Genomic DNA, 15,621 nt, shown 5'->3' with positions numbered 1-15,621 from the left:
AATACTAGTTTGTGGGTTATGAGATAACCGGGTGGGAGAGGGATAACTTCATAGAGGAGAATACGATGCTCAATCAGCATAATTCTCAGCACAGTCTGCGTAAGGATATAATTGCCGGATTTATTGGCTACTTTACTACCGTCTACATTATTGCGGTTAATAGCCAAATTCTGCAAGATGCAGGCCTGCCCTTAGAAAATGGCATGCTTGCAACAATTCTTGCAAGTACTGTCGGCTGTTTAATCATGGCTGTTTATGCAAATGCTCCTATGGTGCTTATTCCAGGTATGGGAGTAAATGCTCTCTTCGCTTATTCCATTATTGAAGGAAAAGGTATGGACTTCCAGGAAGGATTAGCTGTAGTAATAGTAGCCGCACTAATCTTTCTGACTACAGCGTACACCCCGTTAGGAGATTGGCTGAAGCATGCTATACCAGGCGCCCTCAAGCATGCAATCACTGTAGGGCTTGGACTGTTCCTCACCTTAATTGGCTTAGAGAAAGGTGGGCTTGTCGTAAGAGGCGAACACTCCCTTATCACTTTGGGGGACCCCTCATCGGCCGTTGTAATTACGAGTCTTCTCACTTTATTTATTGCCGTCTTTCTATTTGCTAAAAATGTGCCCGGAAACTTTTTAATTACCATGGTAATTGGTACAGTAATAGCACATTTTACCGGTCTACTGGATGGTCCCGGTAAAGGGATATCTGCAGGTGAGCAAGAGTGGGTCTTTCTTCCCTCCTTTGGAGCTGTTAGTGAATTTGGTTTTTGGATGGCTGTATTTCCTCTGGCTATCGTGCTTATATTTGAAAATATGGGCTTGATACATGGTCAGCTGGATATGTTAAATCAGCAGGACAAATTTAAAAAATCCTATCGTGCTTCAGCATTTTCTGCATTAACCTGTGGATTCTTCGGTACTTCACCGACTGTATCCTCAGCAGAAAGCGCAGCTGTAATTGCTTCAGAGGGAAAAACCGGCAGAGCCAGCCTTGTGATGGCGGGATTGTTCCTGACTACCATTTTCTTGACTCCATGGATTTCTATGGTCCCTTCAACAGCAATTAGTCCGATCCTCATTATTGTAGGAGCACTAATGGTACAAAATATTAAAGAGATCCCTCTTGATCAGTTATCCGATGCCATGCCGGCTTTTCTGATCATAGTAATGATCCCTTTTACGTACTCAATTGCTGACGGAATGGCATTTGGCTTCATCGCTTACCCTGTTGTTAAATTTGCCATGGGGAAACAAAGAGAGCTCTCAGCTCCTGTCGTATTAATCGCCATGGTTTTTCTCGTTGAATTTATCGTCCGCTCCATCGGACACTAATAAAGCCTATAAGTACGGTTACCACCATTCGTATAAGCATAAAAAAAAGAGACCCTTACCAGGTATGTGTTTCAGCTTGTAGAGAAACCCCTTGTTTTTCTACAAGCTTTTTTGTGCACCCGTGCAGGCAAATACCACACACTTTCCGCGGATGAACGCTCGAGCCTCTTTGTGAAATTCCCACTTCAAACATTCGGATAAGTCCGTTTTTCCTCCGGAGTTTCAAGGTGTTCGCGCAAGCGGCAATAGAACATCCTATGCAGTTCAGCTACGCTCAATCTTCCCTTACTATGCTGCAGATGCATTTCCCTTCATTGGAAAGGATGTTTGACCGCCCAAATAAACAAATTGCCACCTCTAAAGATACTGTCTCAGAACAGGAATCCAAAAAACAAAAAATCAGGTTGTCAAGACTTTCTCGACAACCTGATTTTTTTTATTCTACAGCGAAAATATAAGAGTAAATAGGCTGACCGCCGTGATGGATTTCCACTTCCATATCCTCATATTCTTCTTCAATAAAGGTTTCAAGTTTATCTAATTCCTCGTTAGAAACCTCTTCTCCGCTGATAATCGTTACAATTTCATCTTCATCTTCTTCAATCATTTCACGCAGCAGCTGTTTGGCTGTTTCAAACTGCCCCTTTTGAGTGGATTTAATATCACCTTCTAATATACCCATAAAATGACCTTTTTCAATCGTCAGCCCTTCAATTTGAGTATCCCGTACTGCATAAGTAACCTGGCCGCTTTTTACTTCCTTCATCAAGCGTGTCATTTCTTCTTGGTTGGTTTGCAGATCAACTTCAGGATTAAACCCTAAAAGAGCACTCATTCCCTGAGGTATAGTCTTTGAAGCTACAACCTTTACGTCGACTTCCGCTAATTCGGCTGCCTGTTCAGCAGCCATCGTGATATTTTTATTATTTGGCAGAATTAACACGTGTTTTGCATGAACACGTTTGATAGCATCTGAAATGTCTTGTGTACTAGGATTCATTGTTTGCCCGCCCTGTATAACTACATGGGCACCAAGACTTTCAAACAGTTTTGTAATGCCTTCTCCAACTGCTACGGTAACAATCCCATACTCAGCAAGCTCTTGCGGTTCTGAGGACTTTTGGTCACCTACTATCGAAGTATGCTGTTCCCTCATGTTTTCAATTTTCATATTTATTAAACTTCCATAACGCTGTCCTAACGTCATGGTTTCCCCCGGGTACTCTGCGTGAATGTGAACTTTTATTAGTTCTTCATCTGAGACGACTAATAAAGAATCCCCGTGCTGGCTTAGCTCTTCACGAAATTGCTCTTCATCGTACGGGTTCTCATTTAACTTATCCTGTTCAAATTTAACCATAAATTCCGTGCAGTACCCATATTCAATATCTTCTGTATTCATAAAGTCCTGCGCTGATTTATGGTGCTCGGCGTTCACCATTTCATCCATAGAAACAGAAGCAGAGCCGGTCTCAGGCATTTCTTCACCCTTTAAGTTAGCAAGAAACCCTTCATAAATGGTTAATAGACCTTGTCCTCCACTATCCACTACCCCTACCTCTTTTAACACAGGTAAGAGTTCAGGGGTTCTTTTTAACGAGTCCTGTGCTGCTTTGGTTACACCTTCCATGAAGAAAACCAGATCTTCCTCTTCGGCTGCGAGCTTTTCGGCTGCTTCGGCTGCTTCACGTGCTACGGTCAATATCGTTCCTTCCACAGGTTTCATCACCGCTTTATATGCAGTTTTGACTCCGCCCTGGAACGCTTCTGCCAAGTCTTTAGTTGTTAGCGCTTCCTTTTGTTCACAAGCCTTTGAAAATCCTCTAAATAACTGGGAAAGAATCACCCCCGAATTGCCGCGTGCTCCCATAAGCAGTCCTTTTGCTAAAGCTTGCCCCACTGCTCCAGCATGGTTTTCACTTATCTTTCTCACTTCTTCTGCACCAGACGTCATCGATAAATTCATATTTGTACCGGTATCACCATCCGGGACTGGAAATACATTCAATGCATCAATCATTTGAGAATTGGCTTTCAAATGTTGTGCACCCTGCAGCACCATCTCCGCTAGTTTTGTACCGTCTATCTCTCTTACCGTCACACTTACTTCCTCCTTTGACTACACCAGACGCTATTATTCGTTTGTTACTTGAACACCTTGAATATAGATGTTAACCGAGTTAACAGATAAGCCTACATTTTTATTTAACGCATATTTTACTTGAGATTGAACATTATGAGCTACTTCAGATATTTTCGTGCCATAACTTACAATTATATACATATCAATGTGTACGTGGTCTTCTTCCTGCCTCACCACGATACCTTTTGAAAAATTTTCACGTCTCAGCATTTCTGCCAGCCCGTCACGAAGCTGATTTTTGGATGCCATACCTACGATGCCGTAGCATTCTACAGCAGTACCACCGGCAATTGTAGAAATTACATCATTATTGATGGTTATATGACCATATTGATTATGAAGATCAATTGACATAGGAATCCTCCTTTATACTCGTCATCTTCGTAGACCAATTATAACACACACTGACCAGGCCAAGTATGATATTATGAATTACCACTTGGACCCCTATTATACTTTGTAACAATTATAGGTGTCTGTCAAGAGAAAATTCTTGATATAATTATCGCCTGTTTATTGCAATTCGACTCTCTATATGATACATTAATTAAGTATTTCAAGAAGTATGTAACAGGAGGGATTCTACATGTCACGTAAATGTGTCGTTTCAGGACGAAGCACAAGCACTGGTAACAACCGTTCCCACGCGATGAACGCTAATAAACGTAAATTTAAAGCTAACGTGCAAAAAGTACGTATTCTAGTCGATGGCAAGCCAAAGAAAGTTTATGTATCTGCTCGTGATCTAAAATCAGGTAAAGTAACACGCGTATAATTAAACACCAAAAAAAGCACCCGGCATGGGTGCTTTTTTTGTTAATCTTTTTTAAATGTTCCTATGACAGCCCGTACCATTCCTCCGAGAAAACGCGGAAGTTTAATCGTATAAAATTTCATGAGCGTCCTCCTCAACATATAAAGCTATGAGTGCCATAATACCTCTATTAAATGATATCTTTACTTCTTATTACTAACAGTATGCCTTGACTAAAAGAAAAAGTACCTTCATCTTTAATCAAATGGTTTGAGATACATAAAGTGGAACCGTATGTTAAATGAGTACCCTCTAAAGGATAGTAGAAACCCTCAAGAGTTAACCCCCAAACATCAAGTGTAACGGGAACAAACGATATATAGGGAGAATCTTCATTTCTCCCTATTGTATGCGTTCCGCAGCCAAACAATTCCAACTGGTTTTGCTGATCAAGAATCCGGGCTTTTATCCCTTTTTTCCATAAGGGATACAAAATCTGGATATTTATAAGAGTATGGTCCATTCTGCCGCCGGTAATCCCAAAAAATTGTATTTCTTCTGCCTGCTGGTTGATAGCATATCGAATGGCAAGCTCAAGATCAGTTTCATTCTTTTCATTTGGAAAGACACTCAGGTATGCTGCTTGATTTTTTATATTCTCAAACGAACTTCTGCTTACTGAATCAAAGTCCCCTATGGCTGCATTTAATGGTAATTCGTTTTCTAATATCACTTCAGCCCCCTGGTCAGCTCCAATCCAAAAGAAACTTTCACCCGTATATTTGGATAAATCCGGGATGTGACGTTTGGGGCCTCCTCCCACAATTGCATACTTAGTCATAGTAATTCCTCCACTTTCACTCCACATTTCAGCCCTCAAAAAAGGCTCATTAATAGGGTAACTATTATGAGCCTTCAATATCTTTCTCATTCATTTAATGGATTCAATTGCTTGCTGGCGGTTATTCTGATTAAAAATTGCACTTCCGGCCACTAGCACATCAGCCCCTGCAGCTACACATTCTCGAGCAGTCTTTTCATTAATACCCCCGTCCACTTCAATTTCATAACTGTAATTATACTCATCTCTATATTTTGCCAGTTGTTCAATTTTACTAAGGACTTCAGGTATAAAAGCTTGCCCCCCAAAACCTGGGTTTACGGTCATGGCCAATACTAAATCAGCCTCTGGCAAAACAGGACGTATAGCTTCTACGGAAGTAGCCGGATTAATGACAACGCCCGCTTTGACCCCATGACTTTTGATCAATTGCAGGGTACGATGAAGATGAGGACATGCTTCCTGATGAACGGTAATGATGTCAGCTCCCGCTTTTGCGAAATCTTCAATATAGTAATCCGGTTTTTCAATCATCAGATGTACATCCAACGGAAGGGTGGTATGCGGGCGAATACTATCTACAATTAACGGTCCAATAGTAATATTAGGTACAAAATGACCGTCCATCACATCTACGTGAATGTAATCCGCTCCTCCTTCATCTACTTCTTTAATTTCCTTTGCGAGTTGAGCAAAGTCTGACGCTAGTATTGATGGTGCTATTTTTGTCATGCACTAATACCTCGGCTTTCGATTTTTTATTTCTTCTACGAACTGCAGGTAATGGTCGTAGCGGTGTTTTGCAATATCCCCCTGCTCTACGCCTGCTTTAACTGCGCATTTCGGTTCTTTTGCATGGATACAGCCGCGAAATTTACATTCATCCTGCACAGCAACAAACTCGGGAAAACATTCACTTAACTCTTCCAGCTCCATTTCACCAAACTCTAAAGAGCTAAAGCCGGGAGTGTCTGCCACAAGTCCGCCTGCTATCTCGTAAAGCTCTACATGTCTGGTTGTATGTTTCCCTCTGCCCAGACTTGCAGATATTTCATTCGTTTCAATGTTTAAGGATGGATCCAAAAAATTAAGAAGAGAAGACTTCCCAACGCCGGATTGACCGGCAATTACCGTGGTTTTTTCTGCTAAATAATGTTTAATATCTTCAATCAGCAGCCGGTCATTCATCGCTGACAGCAGAACCGGGTATCCGAGACCCTCATATATTTTTTGATACGCTTTTATCGAAGAGAATTTCTCCTCCTTTATTTGGTCCACTTTAGAAATAACGATTACAGGCTCTAGTCTTTTCGCTTCAACAAGAACAAGAAATCGATCTAAAAGTAAAGGATTAAACTCCGGGTTAGCAGCAGAAGTTACAATTAAAGCCTGATCCACGTTAGCAATGGGCGGTCTTACGAATTCATTTGCCCGATTTTCTATAGATAGTATATATCCTTCTTTTAAGGTTTCTGCTTGAAATTCTACTATATCCCCAACAAGAGGAGTAATTTTCTTTTTACGAAACACTCCTCTGCCCCGACATTGATATACAACACCTTCATGATAGACATAATAGAACCCACTTAGGGCTTTGACAATCTTGCCTGTAGCCATTCATTCACCTACTTAATATGAAACATTTTCTTCTACGATTACTTCATCTTCTCTAACGACTTTATAAGTGGCTTCCTCTTCCGGTGAGATCGTTAAATCAATAGAAACTGTCGTATCCTCTGTAATCATTTCCTCACTATACACTTCGGAAATCTCATTGTTTAAATCATTCACATACACGAGTACCTGCTGCTCTTCCTGATCGGAATCTTCATTGAAGGGAACCCCGACTTGAATAGTCTCCTCACGAGGAGTCGCCTCTGATTCCTGCTCTTCGTCCTGATCATCTTCCTGATCATCGCCCTGTTCCTCTTCTTCAACCTGCTCCTCTTCATTCGACTCCTCATCGGAATTCTCCTCAGGGCCGGAAGAAACAACTAAATTCACAGTAGAACCCTCATTGACTTCTGTAAGAGATTCGGGATCCTGACGAATGACTTCTCCTGAAGGTACACTTTCTGAATGTTCTTTTGATACAGAAGCTTTTAACCCATTATTACTTAAATAATCTCTTGCCTCTTCTTCCGTTTCCCCTTCCAGGGACTGAAGCGTAACAGTAGGCGGGCCAGAACTTACCTGAAATATTACCCTGGTTTCATCAATGATAATATCATCATTTACCTGAGGTTGGATTTGATCAATGATCTCTCCCTCAGGGCGGTCATCCGTCTGTTCAATAGCAAGCACACTTTCATAACCTCTTTCTTCAAGCTCTTCCTTTACTTCCTCGTAGTTCTGCCCAACATAATCTTCAAATCGTACACGTTCCTTGCCTTTAGAAGAATAAACAGTAACTCGCGACTCCTCTTTTACTACTGTACCAGCTTCAGGATCAGTTCGAATAACCAGCCCTTCTTCTACTTCATCAGAGAAAACTGCTTCCCTTTCTACTTCTAAATTCAGGTCGGAAAGGTCACTATATGCTTCTTCATATTCCAATCCTTCAACATCAATCATCTCAACGTCATCTGGTTCAAGCAGACTTGGAAGAATGAAAAGAGCAGCAATCCCCGCGAACAGTAAAACAAAAAAGATAATGGTCAGCCATAGAAGCCACCTTTTCTTTTTTTTCTTTTTTGGCTTCTTTTCTTTTTTCTTCTTACCGTTATTTACCGCTGCTTCTTTCTTTGTTTCTTCCAATGCTTTAGCATCAAAGTGCTGGGTAGCATCATGCACGATAGTGGCATCCTCATCTTGATCACCAAAACTGTCATCTGTTATAACTGGAATAGCTTTTGTCTTGTCCTCTTCATCATCTGGAATAGCAAAGACACCTTCATCAGCCCGGTATGGTTCTAAAGCAGTTCCTAAATCTTCCTCCATTTCTATTACAGATTCGTAACGGTAAAAAGGATCTTTAGCTGTTGCTTTTAAAACTACATTTTCAACGCTTTGTGGTAGATCAGGAACCCACCTCTTTAAGGAAGGTGTATCGTGCTGCAAGTGTTTAAGAGCAATAGAAACGGGAGATTGGCCAGAAAAAGGAAGTCTACCTGTTAAAAGTTCGAATAACACAATTCCTAATGAATAAATATCAGACTTCTTCGTTGCCATCCCCCCGCGGGCTTGTTCAGGAGATAAATAATGGACGGACCCGAGTACTGAATTTGTCTGAGTCAGAGCAGTAGCACTAAGAGCCATCGCTATACCAAAATCGGTCACTTTGGCGTGCCCATAATGATCTATCAGTATATTTTGTGGTTTAATATCACGATGTACAATCCCGTTATCATGGGCATGTGCAATCGCTGAAGTTACCTGACGCATAATGTCAACTGCTTCAGCAGTCTCTATCGGACTTTTCTGTTGAATGTATTGCTTAAGGGTCATCCCATCTACATATTCCATTACCATGAAATAAATATCTTCTTCTTCCCCAACATCATAAATATTTACGATATTAGGATGGGATAAACTTGTGGCCGATTGCGCTTCTCGGTGAAACCTTGCTATAAATTCTTCATCATTGCCATATTCTAAACGCAGAACTTTTATAGCGACTTCTCGATCAAGAATCGTATCATAGGCAAGGTAAACATTGGCCATCCCTCCTCCGCCGATCATTTCATTTACCCGGTAACGATCGTTGAGGAGACGATTATTCAACATTAATCAACACCCTCTTTCGAAGAGGAGTCGGCATAGTGAATAACAGCCAGCGTAATATTATCCTCTCCACCACGATCATTAGCTAAATTGATTAAGGATTGACAGAACTCCTGCCAGTCCCCTTTATAGTTTGACAATTCACTTAATTCTTCTTCATTCACTTTATTGGTTAATCCATCTGAACATAGGAGCAAGCGATCATCGCGTTCAAATTCTAGCGTCATTATATCTGGAGATATGTTTTCGTCCGTACCGAGAGCCTTTAATAAAACATTTTTTCTTGGATGAGTTTCAGCCTGCTCTGCGGAAATCTGTCCTGAACGTACCAGTTCATTCACCAGGGAGTGATCCTCCGTGATTCTTTTAAATCCATCATCATTGGCTAAATAGACACGACTGTCCCCGACATGTCCGACAGTTGTAAATTGTTTACTGCACAAGGCAGCAACTACAGTGGTCCCCATCCCTCTACATTCCTCATTTTCCCTGGAATGCTTCAAGATTTCCATGTTCACTTCATGAATTGCATCTTTCATCCACAATTCTGCCTTTTCAGGATGATCGATGGAAGACGTTTCCTTCCATTTTTTATGTAAAGTAGAGACAGCCATTTGGCTGGCAACATCACCAGCCTTATGTCCCCCCATACCATCCGCTACCACAGCAAGCATCTGAGCGTTCTCATGATAAAAAACCCCGCCTGCATCTTCGTTATGGTATCGAACTTTTCCTTGATCTGATAAAAAGCTGCCTATCATGGTTTTCACCCCATCTCTTCAAATCACTAATAGCTATTCTGACCTCTATTTTATAGGGATTTACCGCTTAACTAATCTGGTAAGAAAAAATCCATCTGTATCCCACTGCTGAGGAAATATCTGTAACCCGTATTCACTCATACCCCGACCATTTTGTAAAAACCCAGGAAGTTCATCATAAAAAGAAGGATCAACGGCAAAGTTATCATTTTGATTTAAAAACTGTTTAATAGCTTCTTCATTTTCATGCCGGTCAATCGTACAAGTACTGTAAACCATCTTCCCGCCCTTCTTCAAGAGAGGAGCTACGCTTGTCAGTAAGCTGTCCTGAATCCGTCGGAGGTTAAAGATATCCTGCTCCTGCTTATGGTATTTAATATCAGGCTTTCCTCTTAACACTCCTAAACCAGAACATGGGGCATCCAACAGTATACGATCGAACGACTCCCGTTCATGAATATCCCCTAAATTACGTGAGTCCGCTTGCGCTGCCTGGATCGAGTTTAATTGAAGAAGAATGGCTTTTTCATTGACAAGGTTTGCTTTTTTCTTGTGAAGGTCATAAGCCACCACCTCACCCTTGTCATAAATTTTTTCTGCAATATGAGTTGTTTTCCCCCCTGGAGCACTGCAAGCATCAAGAACCGCTAATTCTGGAGATAAGTCCATCATTTCTGCTACAAGCATAGAGCTTTGGTCCTGCACGGAGATGAAACCTTCCTTAAATAGTGGATCGTTTAAAATGTTTCCTTCTGTAATTAGCAGCCCCTGTGAAGAAAACCGGCTTATTTCTGTTTGAATACCACGGGACTTTAACTCTTCAATTGCTGTGTCTCTTGTAATTCTGATCGGCTGTACTCTAACGGACATCGGAAGGTGCTTTAGATTTTGATAACATATTCCTTTTGTTATTTCGATACCATACTGATCCACCCATCGTTCAACCAGCCACTTGGGGTGGCTGGTCTCTATAGACAGCTGCTCAATCGGGTCACTGATTTGTTCAGTACTTCTTACTCCATTCCGCTGTATATTCCGAAGCACGCCATTGACAAGACTTGAAATTCCTTTATGACCTTTAATTTTTGAAATCTCTACTGCTTCATGGATAACAGCATGATCTGGAACCCGTTCTAAATAGAGCATTTGATAGACTGACATATATAGAAGCCATTTCACCCAGGGTTTAAGCTTTTTCTGTTTAGCAAGATAGGAGTGAATTTGATAATCGATTTTTAGTTTATTTTGAAGTGTACCATATACGATTTCAGTTAAAAGAGCCCCGTCTTTTGAACTTAATTGACGTTTACTTATCTCCTGATCTAACAGGACATGACTATATCCGCCTTCTTCACCAATGCGCGTTAAAAGTTCAAGAGCTGATTCCCTTAGTTGGTATTTAGCCATGTTATACCTGCTCCCCCAGTCGATCGCCAATTTGCATAGACTGTCCAGCGCCGTTTAAAAATGCTTGTCCGTCCATCCGTTTTTTGCCGGACAACTGAAGATCGGTTATCTTAACAGCCTTGTGATCCCCCGTGGCTACAACTATACCATCATTGTAAAAATCGACCACTGTGCCAGCAGGCTCGTTATAAGAGTGATCAACCATTTCACTCCACCATATTTTTAATGGTTTGCCCTTCCAGTATGTAAATGCTACAGGCCAAGGGTGCATCCCGCGAATGTGATTGTAAATGGAATACTGGTCTTTTGACCAATCAATTTTTTCCTGTTCACGTTTAATATTCGCGGCAAATGTTGCTTTCTCATCGTCTTGCTGTTGTGGTGTAATCTCCCCTGCAAGAAGGGGAGGCAGAGTATCGATTAATAAAGCAGCTCCTGCTTCAGCTAATTTATTATGGAGGGTACCGACATGATCCTCCTGATCAATTGGTACGGTAACCTGGCTTAAAATATCCCCTGCATCCAATTGTTTCACCATATACATGATGGTAACCCCGGTTTCTTTCTTGCCTTCTATAATCGAATAATGGATAGGAGCCCCACCTCGTAATTCAGGCAAAAGGGAAGCATGGACATTAATACAACCATGTTTTGGAGCTTCTAAGAGAGAACCGGGAAGGATTTGGCCAAAGGCTGCTGTAATCACTAAATCCGGCTTAAACTCTAATACTTCATGATATTCTTCTTTAATCTTTTCCGGCTGCAGAACAGGTATATTTAGTTTGACAGCTGCTTGCTTAACGGGAGGAGGAGTTAAAGATTTTTTTCGGCCTTTTGGTCGATCTGGCTGTGTTACGGCAACTACTACTTCATAGTTGTGCTCGACAAGCTGTTCAAGCACTGGCACAGCAAAATCAGGTGTGCCCATAAATGCAATTCGTGTCATGATGAATCTACTCCTTCCTTACATTAACTGATACGGCTGGAAATCGACGTTGATTTGTAACCCGTTCTCTTCTTTTAATTCATCTTCATAATAATGCAGTATTCGTTGGATTAACTTATGTTGTTCAGGCTCATCTTTATATTTTACCATGCATTGATATCGATATCTATTGTTGATCCGCGTCAGGGCAGAAGGCGTAGGCCCTAGTACATCAGCTTCTTCCGATAACTTGTTCCTCATATAGAGTACAATTTTTCGGGTTACTTCCTGCACTTTTAATTGATTTGGATGAGAGACTGTAAAAAGGGTTAAGTAGTAATAAGGAGGATACTTAAACGCTTTCCTCAACCTCATTTCTTCATTAAAAAACTGCTCATAATCATATTGACTGGCGAGCTGAATGCTGTAGTGTTCTAAATTGTAAGTTTGGACAATTACTTCTCCGGCTAATTTATGACGGCCCGCACGACCGCTTACTTGAGTTAAGAGTTGAAACGTCTTCTCAGCTGCTCGAAAGTCAGGCAGGTTTAAAAGAGCATCTGCAGCGAGAATGCCTACTAGCGTTACATTAGCAAAATCAAGGCCTTTGGCAATCATCTGCGTCCCAAGCAGAATATCTGCTTTTTTATCACCGAAATCATTTAATATCTTTTCATGGGCACCTTTTCTTCTAGTAGTGTCCACGTCCATTCTCAGTACTCTTGCCTCAGGAATAAGTTCCTGAAGTGCTTCTTCTACTTTTTGAGTTCCTGTCCCGAAATATCGAATCGTTTTACTTTCACATTCCGGACATTGCACAGGCATAGGTTCTTCATAAGAACAATAATGACATTTGAGACGTTCCTGTCTGCGGTGATAGGTTAATGCAATGTCGCAGTGTGGACATTCTTTTACATGTCCACAGTCTCGACACATTACGAAAGTCGCATACCCTCTTCGATTTAAAAAAAGAACCGACTGTTCCCCGCGGGCAATTCTTTCTTTTAACTTATCCAGTAAAACACGAGAAAACATCGAGCGGTTCCCCTGGTGAAGCTCGTCTCTCATATCAACCAGTTCCGTGGAAGGCATTGCTGCATCATTCATCCTTTTTTTCAAAGTAAGCATTGTATAATTTCCTTTAGCTGCGCGGGCATAGGTTTCCAATGCCGGGGTGGCACTGCCCAGGACAACGGGACAGGAATGGATTTTTGCTCTTTCAACAGCAACATCTCTGGCATGGTAACGAGTTCTGTCCTCCTGCTTATAACTCGACTCATGTTCTTCATCAATAATAATGATGCCTAAGTTTGAGAAAGGTGCAAAGATCGCAGACCTTGCTCCTACTACTACCTTCACCTCGTGCCGCTGGATTTTACGCCATTCATCGTATTTTTCTCCAGCGGATAGTCCACTGTGTAGAACAGCTACTTTAGAACCAAACCTGCCCTTGAAACGTTCTACCATTTGCGGGGTTAACGCAATTTCAGGTACGAGCATAATGGCTTCCTTATTTTCTTCTAATACTCTTTGAATCGACTGCAGGTAAATTTCCGTTTTTCCGCTCCCTGTTACACCGTGCAAAAGAAAAACTTCATGTCTTTCTTCCTTTAATGAAAGCAGAATCGGATGAATAGCCTCTTTCTGCTCATCCGTTAAAAGAAAGGGCCGGGTCCTTTCAAATTCTCGATGAGAAAAAGGATCACGAAACACTTCCTGTTTATATTCCTTAATAATTCCCTGATTAATTAAAGGCTTTAAAGTAGAAGCTGAAGAGTCTGTTATAGTAAGAAGCTGCTTCTTAGGTACAGATTCCTGATGATCAATAAAGTATTCAATGATCTGCCTCTGTTTTTTCGCCTGCTTAGAAAGGTCTACTAACGTTTCCTCCAGCTGAACAGGTGATTGCACAGGTTCAATGATTGAGGTCGTTTTCGTAGTTTCACGGCTTTTTACTTCATAATGGATATCTACCCAGCCATCGTCTACAAATTGTTTAAGTTTCTGGTAATTTAATGTAGATTCCGCGAATTCTTTATAATCTATTACACCGCGTCCGGCAAACAGCTGATCCAACTCTTCAGGAAGCTGCTCATCTGTCAGTCTCCAAAGCTCTTTACGATAAGTAGCTTTTAATACTTGCGGAAGCATAACTTGTAAACAAGAAACATAGAAGCTTAACGTTTGTTGAGAAAGCCACTTTCCTATCTGGAGCAGCTCTGGAGTTAAAGCTGGGACAATATCTAAAACTTCCTCTATCTGCTTTACTTTTGAAAATTCACTGGACTCAGCCAGTTCAATAACATATCCCAGAATTTTTCTAGGCCCAAAAGGTACGATCACTCTTACCCCCGGCTGTACTATAGATGCATACTGCTCAGGGATTCCGTAATCAAATAAACGGTTTGTATTTTGAGAGGGAACATCGACGATTACTCTGGCAATACTCAAAATGCCTCACCTGAGTGTTCCTCAGCAGCCTCTGTCCATATCTTTTTCGCAAGTTCATCCTTGGACATTAATGGAAGTACAATTCTTTTGCCTTCTCTAGTTAAATAAATTGTAACATTGGTATCATGTCCAAAGCCTGCACCCTCTTCTGATACATCATTTATTACAATAGCGTCTAAATTCTTCTTGCGCAATTTCTGTTCACCATAATGCTCACTCTCATTTGTTTCTGCTGCAAAACCAATGAGATATTGGTTCGTCTTCTTTCTTCCTAGTTCCAAAAGGATGTCTTTCGTACGCTCCATCTCGACCGTATAATCACCCGTAGTTTTTTTCATTTTATAATTAAATGTGTTTTTAGGGCGGTAATCAGCTACTGCTGCCGATTTAACAACTATATCTGTGTGTGGAAATTCCTTCATAACTGCCTCATACATCTCTTCCGCAGATACAATATTAATTCTACGCACTCCAGCGGGGGTGTCTAACTGCACCGGACCCGTTACTAAAGTTACTTCAGCTCCCATAAGAGAAGCTTGTCTGGCTAACGCAAATCCCATCTTACCTGTTGATGGATTCGTAAAGTAGCGTACCGGATCAATTTTTTCCTGTGTAGGGCCGGCTGTTATTAGAACCTTCTTTCCCTGTAACAAAGATTTGTTCTTTTGTTCACTTTCCAGTAACTGAACGATTGTTTCTGGATCTTCCAACCTTCCTTTTCCTACATATCCACATGCCAAGTAACCCTCCCCGGGTTCGATAAACTTAAAGCCCCATGAGTCCAGCTGCTTTAAATTTTTCATAACAGAAGGGTGGCTGTACATATGAACATTCATGGCAGGAGCAATATATACAGGAGCTTCCGTAGCTAATAATGTAGTGGAAAGCATGTCATCAGCTATACCATTTGCCAGCTTTCCAATTGTATTTGCTGTAGCTGGAGCAATTAAAAAAAGATCAGCCCAATCAGCTACATCAATGTGCTGAATCTGCGTGGGATCCTGTTCTTTAAAGGTATCGGAATAAACAGGCTGACGTGATAGAGCCTGAAAAGTTGTCGGCGAAATAAATTTCTTTGCGTTTTCTGTCATAACAACTTTCACTTCGGCCCCTGCCTGTACTAGTTTACTCGTTAATGCTGCAGCTTTGTAAGCAGCAATGCCCCCTGATACGCCTAACACAATTTTTTTATTTGTAAGCATAGAAACCTGTCCCTTCATGAACAATTAATAACGAAAAGCCGCGCTTTATAATTTAAACAGCGCGGCTTTGTTGACGGTAT

General features: G+C 41.2%; 14 protein-coding genes. 2 read left to right on the top strand and 12 right to left on the bottom strand.

Going from position 1 to position 15,621, the window contains the following annotated elements; all coding sequences use genetic code 11:
• Positions 1–65 precede the first annotated feature (65 nt).
• The gene (locus C1A12_RS10590; RefSeq protein ID WP_101843846.1) at positions 66–1,334 is read left to right on the top strand and encodes an NCS2 family permease; all 1,269 of its coding nucleotides are present in this window, start codon (positions 66–68) and stop codon (positions 1,332–1,334) included.
• A 436-nt stretch (positions 1,335–1,770) separates the two neighbouring features.
• Here C1A12_RS10590 and C1A12_RS10580 read toward each other — a convergent pair whose 3' ends face one another.
• Positions 1,771–3,435, bottom strand: a complete 1,665-nt coding sequence (locus tag C1A12_RS10580) for a DAK2 domain-containing protein (protein ID WP_101843844.1) — start codon at positions 3,433–3,435, stop codon at positions 1,771–1,773.
• Between the two features lie 33 nt (positions 3,436–3,468).
• Entirely contained in the window at positions 3,469–3,831 is a 363-nt protein-coding gene (locus tag C1A12_RS10575) for an Asp23/Gls24 family envelope stress response protein (protein WP_101843843.1), read from the bottom strand.
• Between the two features lie 232 nt (positions 3,832–4,063).
• Between C1A12_RS10575 and rpmB the strand changes: the two genes are divergently transcribed.
• Complete coding sequence (gene rpmB / locus C1A12_RS10570) at positions 4,064–4,252, top strand: 50S ribosomal protein L28 (RefSeq protein WP_101843842.1); 189 nt, start codon at positions 4,064–4,066, stop codon at positions 4,250–4,252.
• 41 nt (positions 4,253–4,293) lie between these two features.
• Here the strand turns inward: rpmB and spoVM are convergent, their stop codons facing one another.
• The 10 genes from spoVM to coaBC form a co-directional block, all read right to left on the bottom strand.
• The gene (gene spoVM, locus C1A12_RS10565) at positions 4,294–4,374 is read right to left on the bottom strand and encodes a stage V sporulation protein SpoVM (protein WP_101843841.1); all 81 of its coding nucleotides are present in this window, start codon (positions 4,372–4,374) and stop codon (positions 4,294–4,296) included.
• A gap of 47 nt (positions 4,375–4,421) precedes the next feature.
• Positions 4,422–5,072, bottom strand: a complete 651-nt coding sequence (locus tag C1A12_RS10560; RefSeq protein WP_101843840.1) for a thiamine diphosphokinase — start codon at positions 5,070–5,072, stop codon at positions 4,422–4,424.
• Positions 5,073–5,162: 90 nt separating this feature from the next.
• Entirely contained in the window at positions 5,163–5,804 is a 642-nt protein-coding gene (gene rpe, locus C1A12_RS10555; RefSeq protein WP_101843839.1) for a ribulose-phosphate 3-epimerase, read from the bottom strand.
• Positions 5,805–5,807: 3 nt separating this feature from the next.
• On the bottom strand, positions 5,808–6,689 hold the full coding sequence (gene rsgA / locus C1A12_RS10550) for a ribosome small subunit-dependent GTPase A (protein WP_101843838.1): 882 nt from the start codon (positions 6,687–6,689) through the stop codon (positions 5,808–5,810).
• 12 nt (positions 6,690–6,701) lie between these two features.
• Positions 6,702–8,798: a Stk1 family PASTA domain-containing Ser/Thr kinase gene (gene pknB / locus C1A12_RS10545; protein ID WP_101843837.1), complete on the bottom strand. Its 2,097-nt coding sequence runs from the start codon at positions 8,796–8,798 to the stop codon at positions 6,702–6,704.
• A complete protein-coding gene (locus C1A12_RS10540; protein WP_101843836.1) occupies positions 8,798–9,556 on the bottom strand; it encodes a Stp1/IreP family PP2C-type Ser/Thr phosphatase in 759 nt (252 codons plus the stop codon). The genes pknB and C1A12_RS10540 overlap by 1 nt, the downstream gene beginning before the upstream one ends.
• A gap of 60 nt (positions 9,557–9,616) precedes the next feature.
• Entirely contained in the window at positions 9,617–10,963 is a 1,347-nt protein-coding gene (gene rsmB, locus C1A12_RS10535; protein WP_101843835.1) for a 16S rRNA (cytosine(967)-C(5))-methyltransferase RsmB, read from the bottom strand.
• A gap of 1 nt (position 10,964) precedes the next feature.
• On the bottom strand, positions 10,965–11,909 hold the full coding sequence (fmt, locus tag C1A12_RS10530; protein ID WP_101843834.1) for a methionyl-tRNA formyltransferase: 945 nt from the start codon (positions 11,907–11,909) through the stop codon (positions 10,965–10,967).
• Between the two features lie 18 nt (positions 11,910–11,927).
• Positions 11,928–14,339, bottom strand: a complete 2,412-nt coding sequence (gene priA / locus C1A12_RS10525) for a primosomal protein N' (RefSeq protein ID WP_101843833.1) — start codon at positions 14,337–14,339, stop codon at positions 11,928–11,930.
• Positions 14,336–15,541 carry a bifunctional phosphopantothenoylcysteine decarboxylase/phosphopantothenate--cysteine ligase CoaBC gene (coaBC, locus tag C1A12_RS10520; RefSeq protein ID WP_101843832.1) on the bottom strand — a complete coding sequence of 402 codons (1,206 nt, stop codon included), beginning with the start codon at positions 15,539–15,541 and terminating at the stop codon, positions 14,336–14,338. Before coaBC ends, priA begins: the two co-directional genes overlap by 4 nt.
• Between the last annotated feature and the right edge of the window lie 80 nt (positions 15,542–15,621).

Origin of the sequence: Halobacillus sp. Marseille-P3879, assembly GCF_900240285.1 — a bacterium.
Classification (GTDB): Bacteria; Bacillota; Bacilli; order Bacillales; family Halobacillaceae; genus Halobacillus_A.
This window is presented reverse-complemented; position numbering and strand designations above follow the sequence as displayed.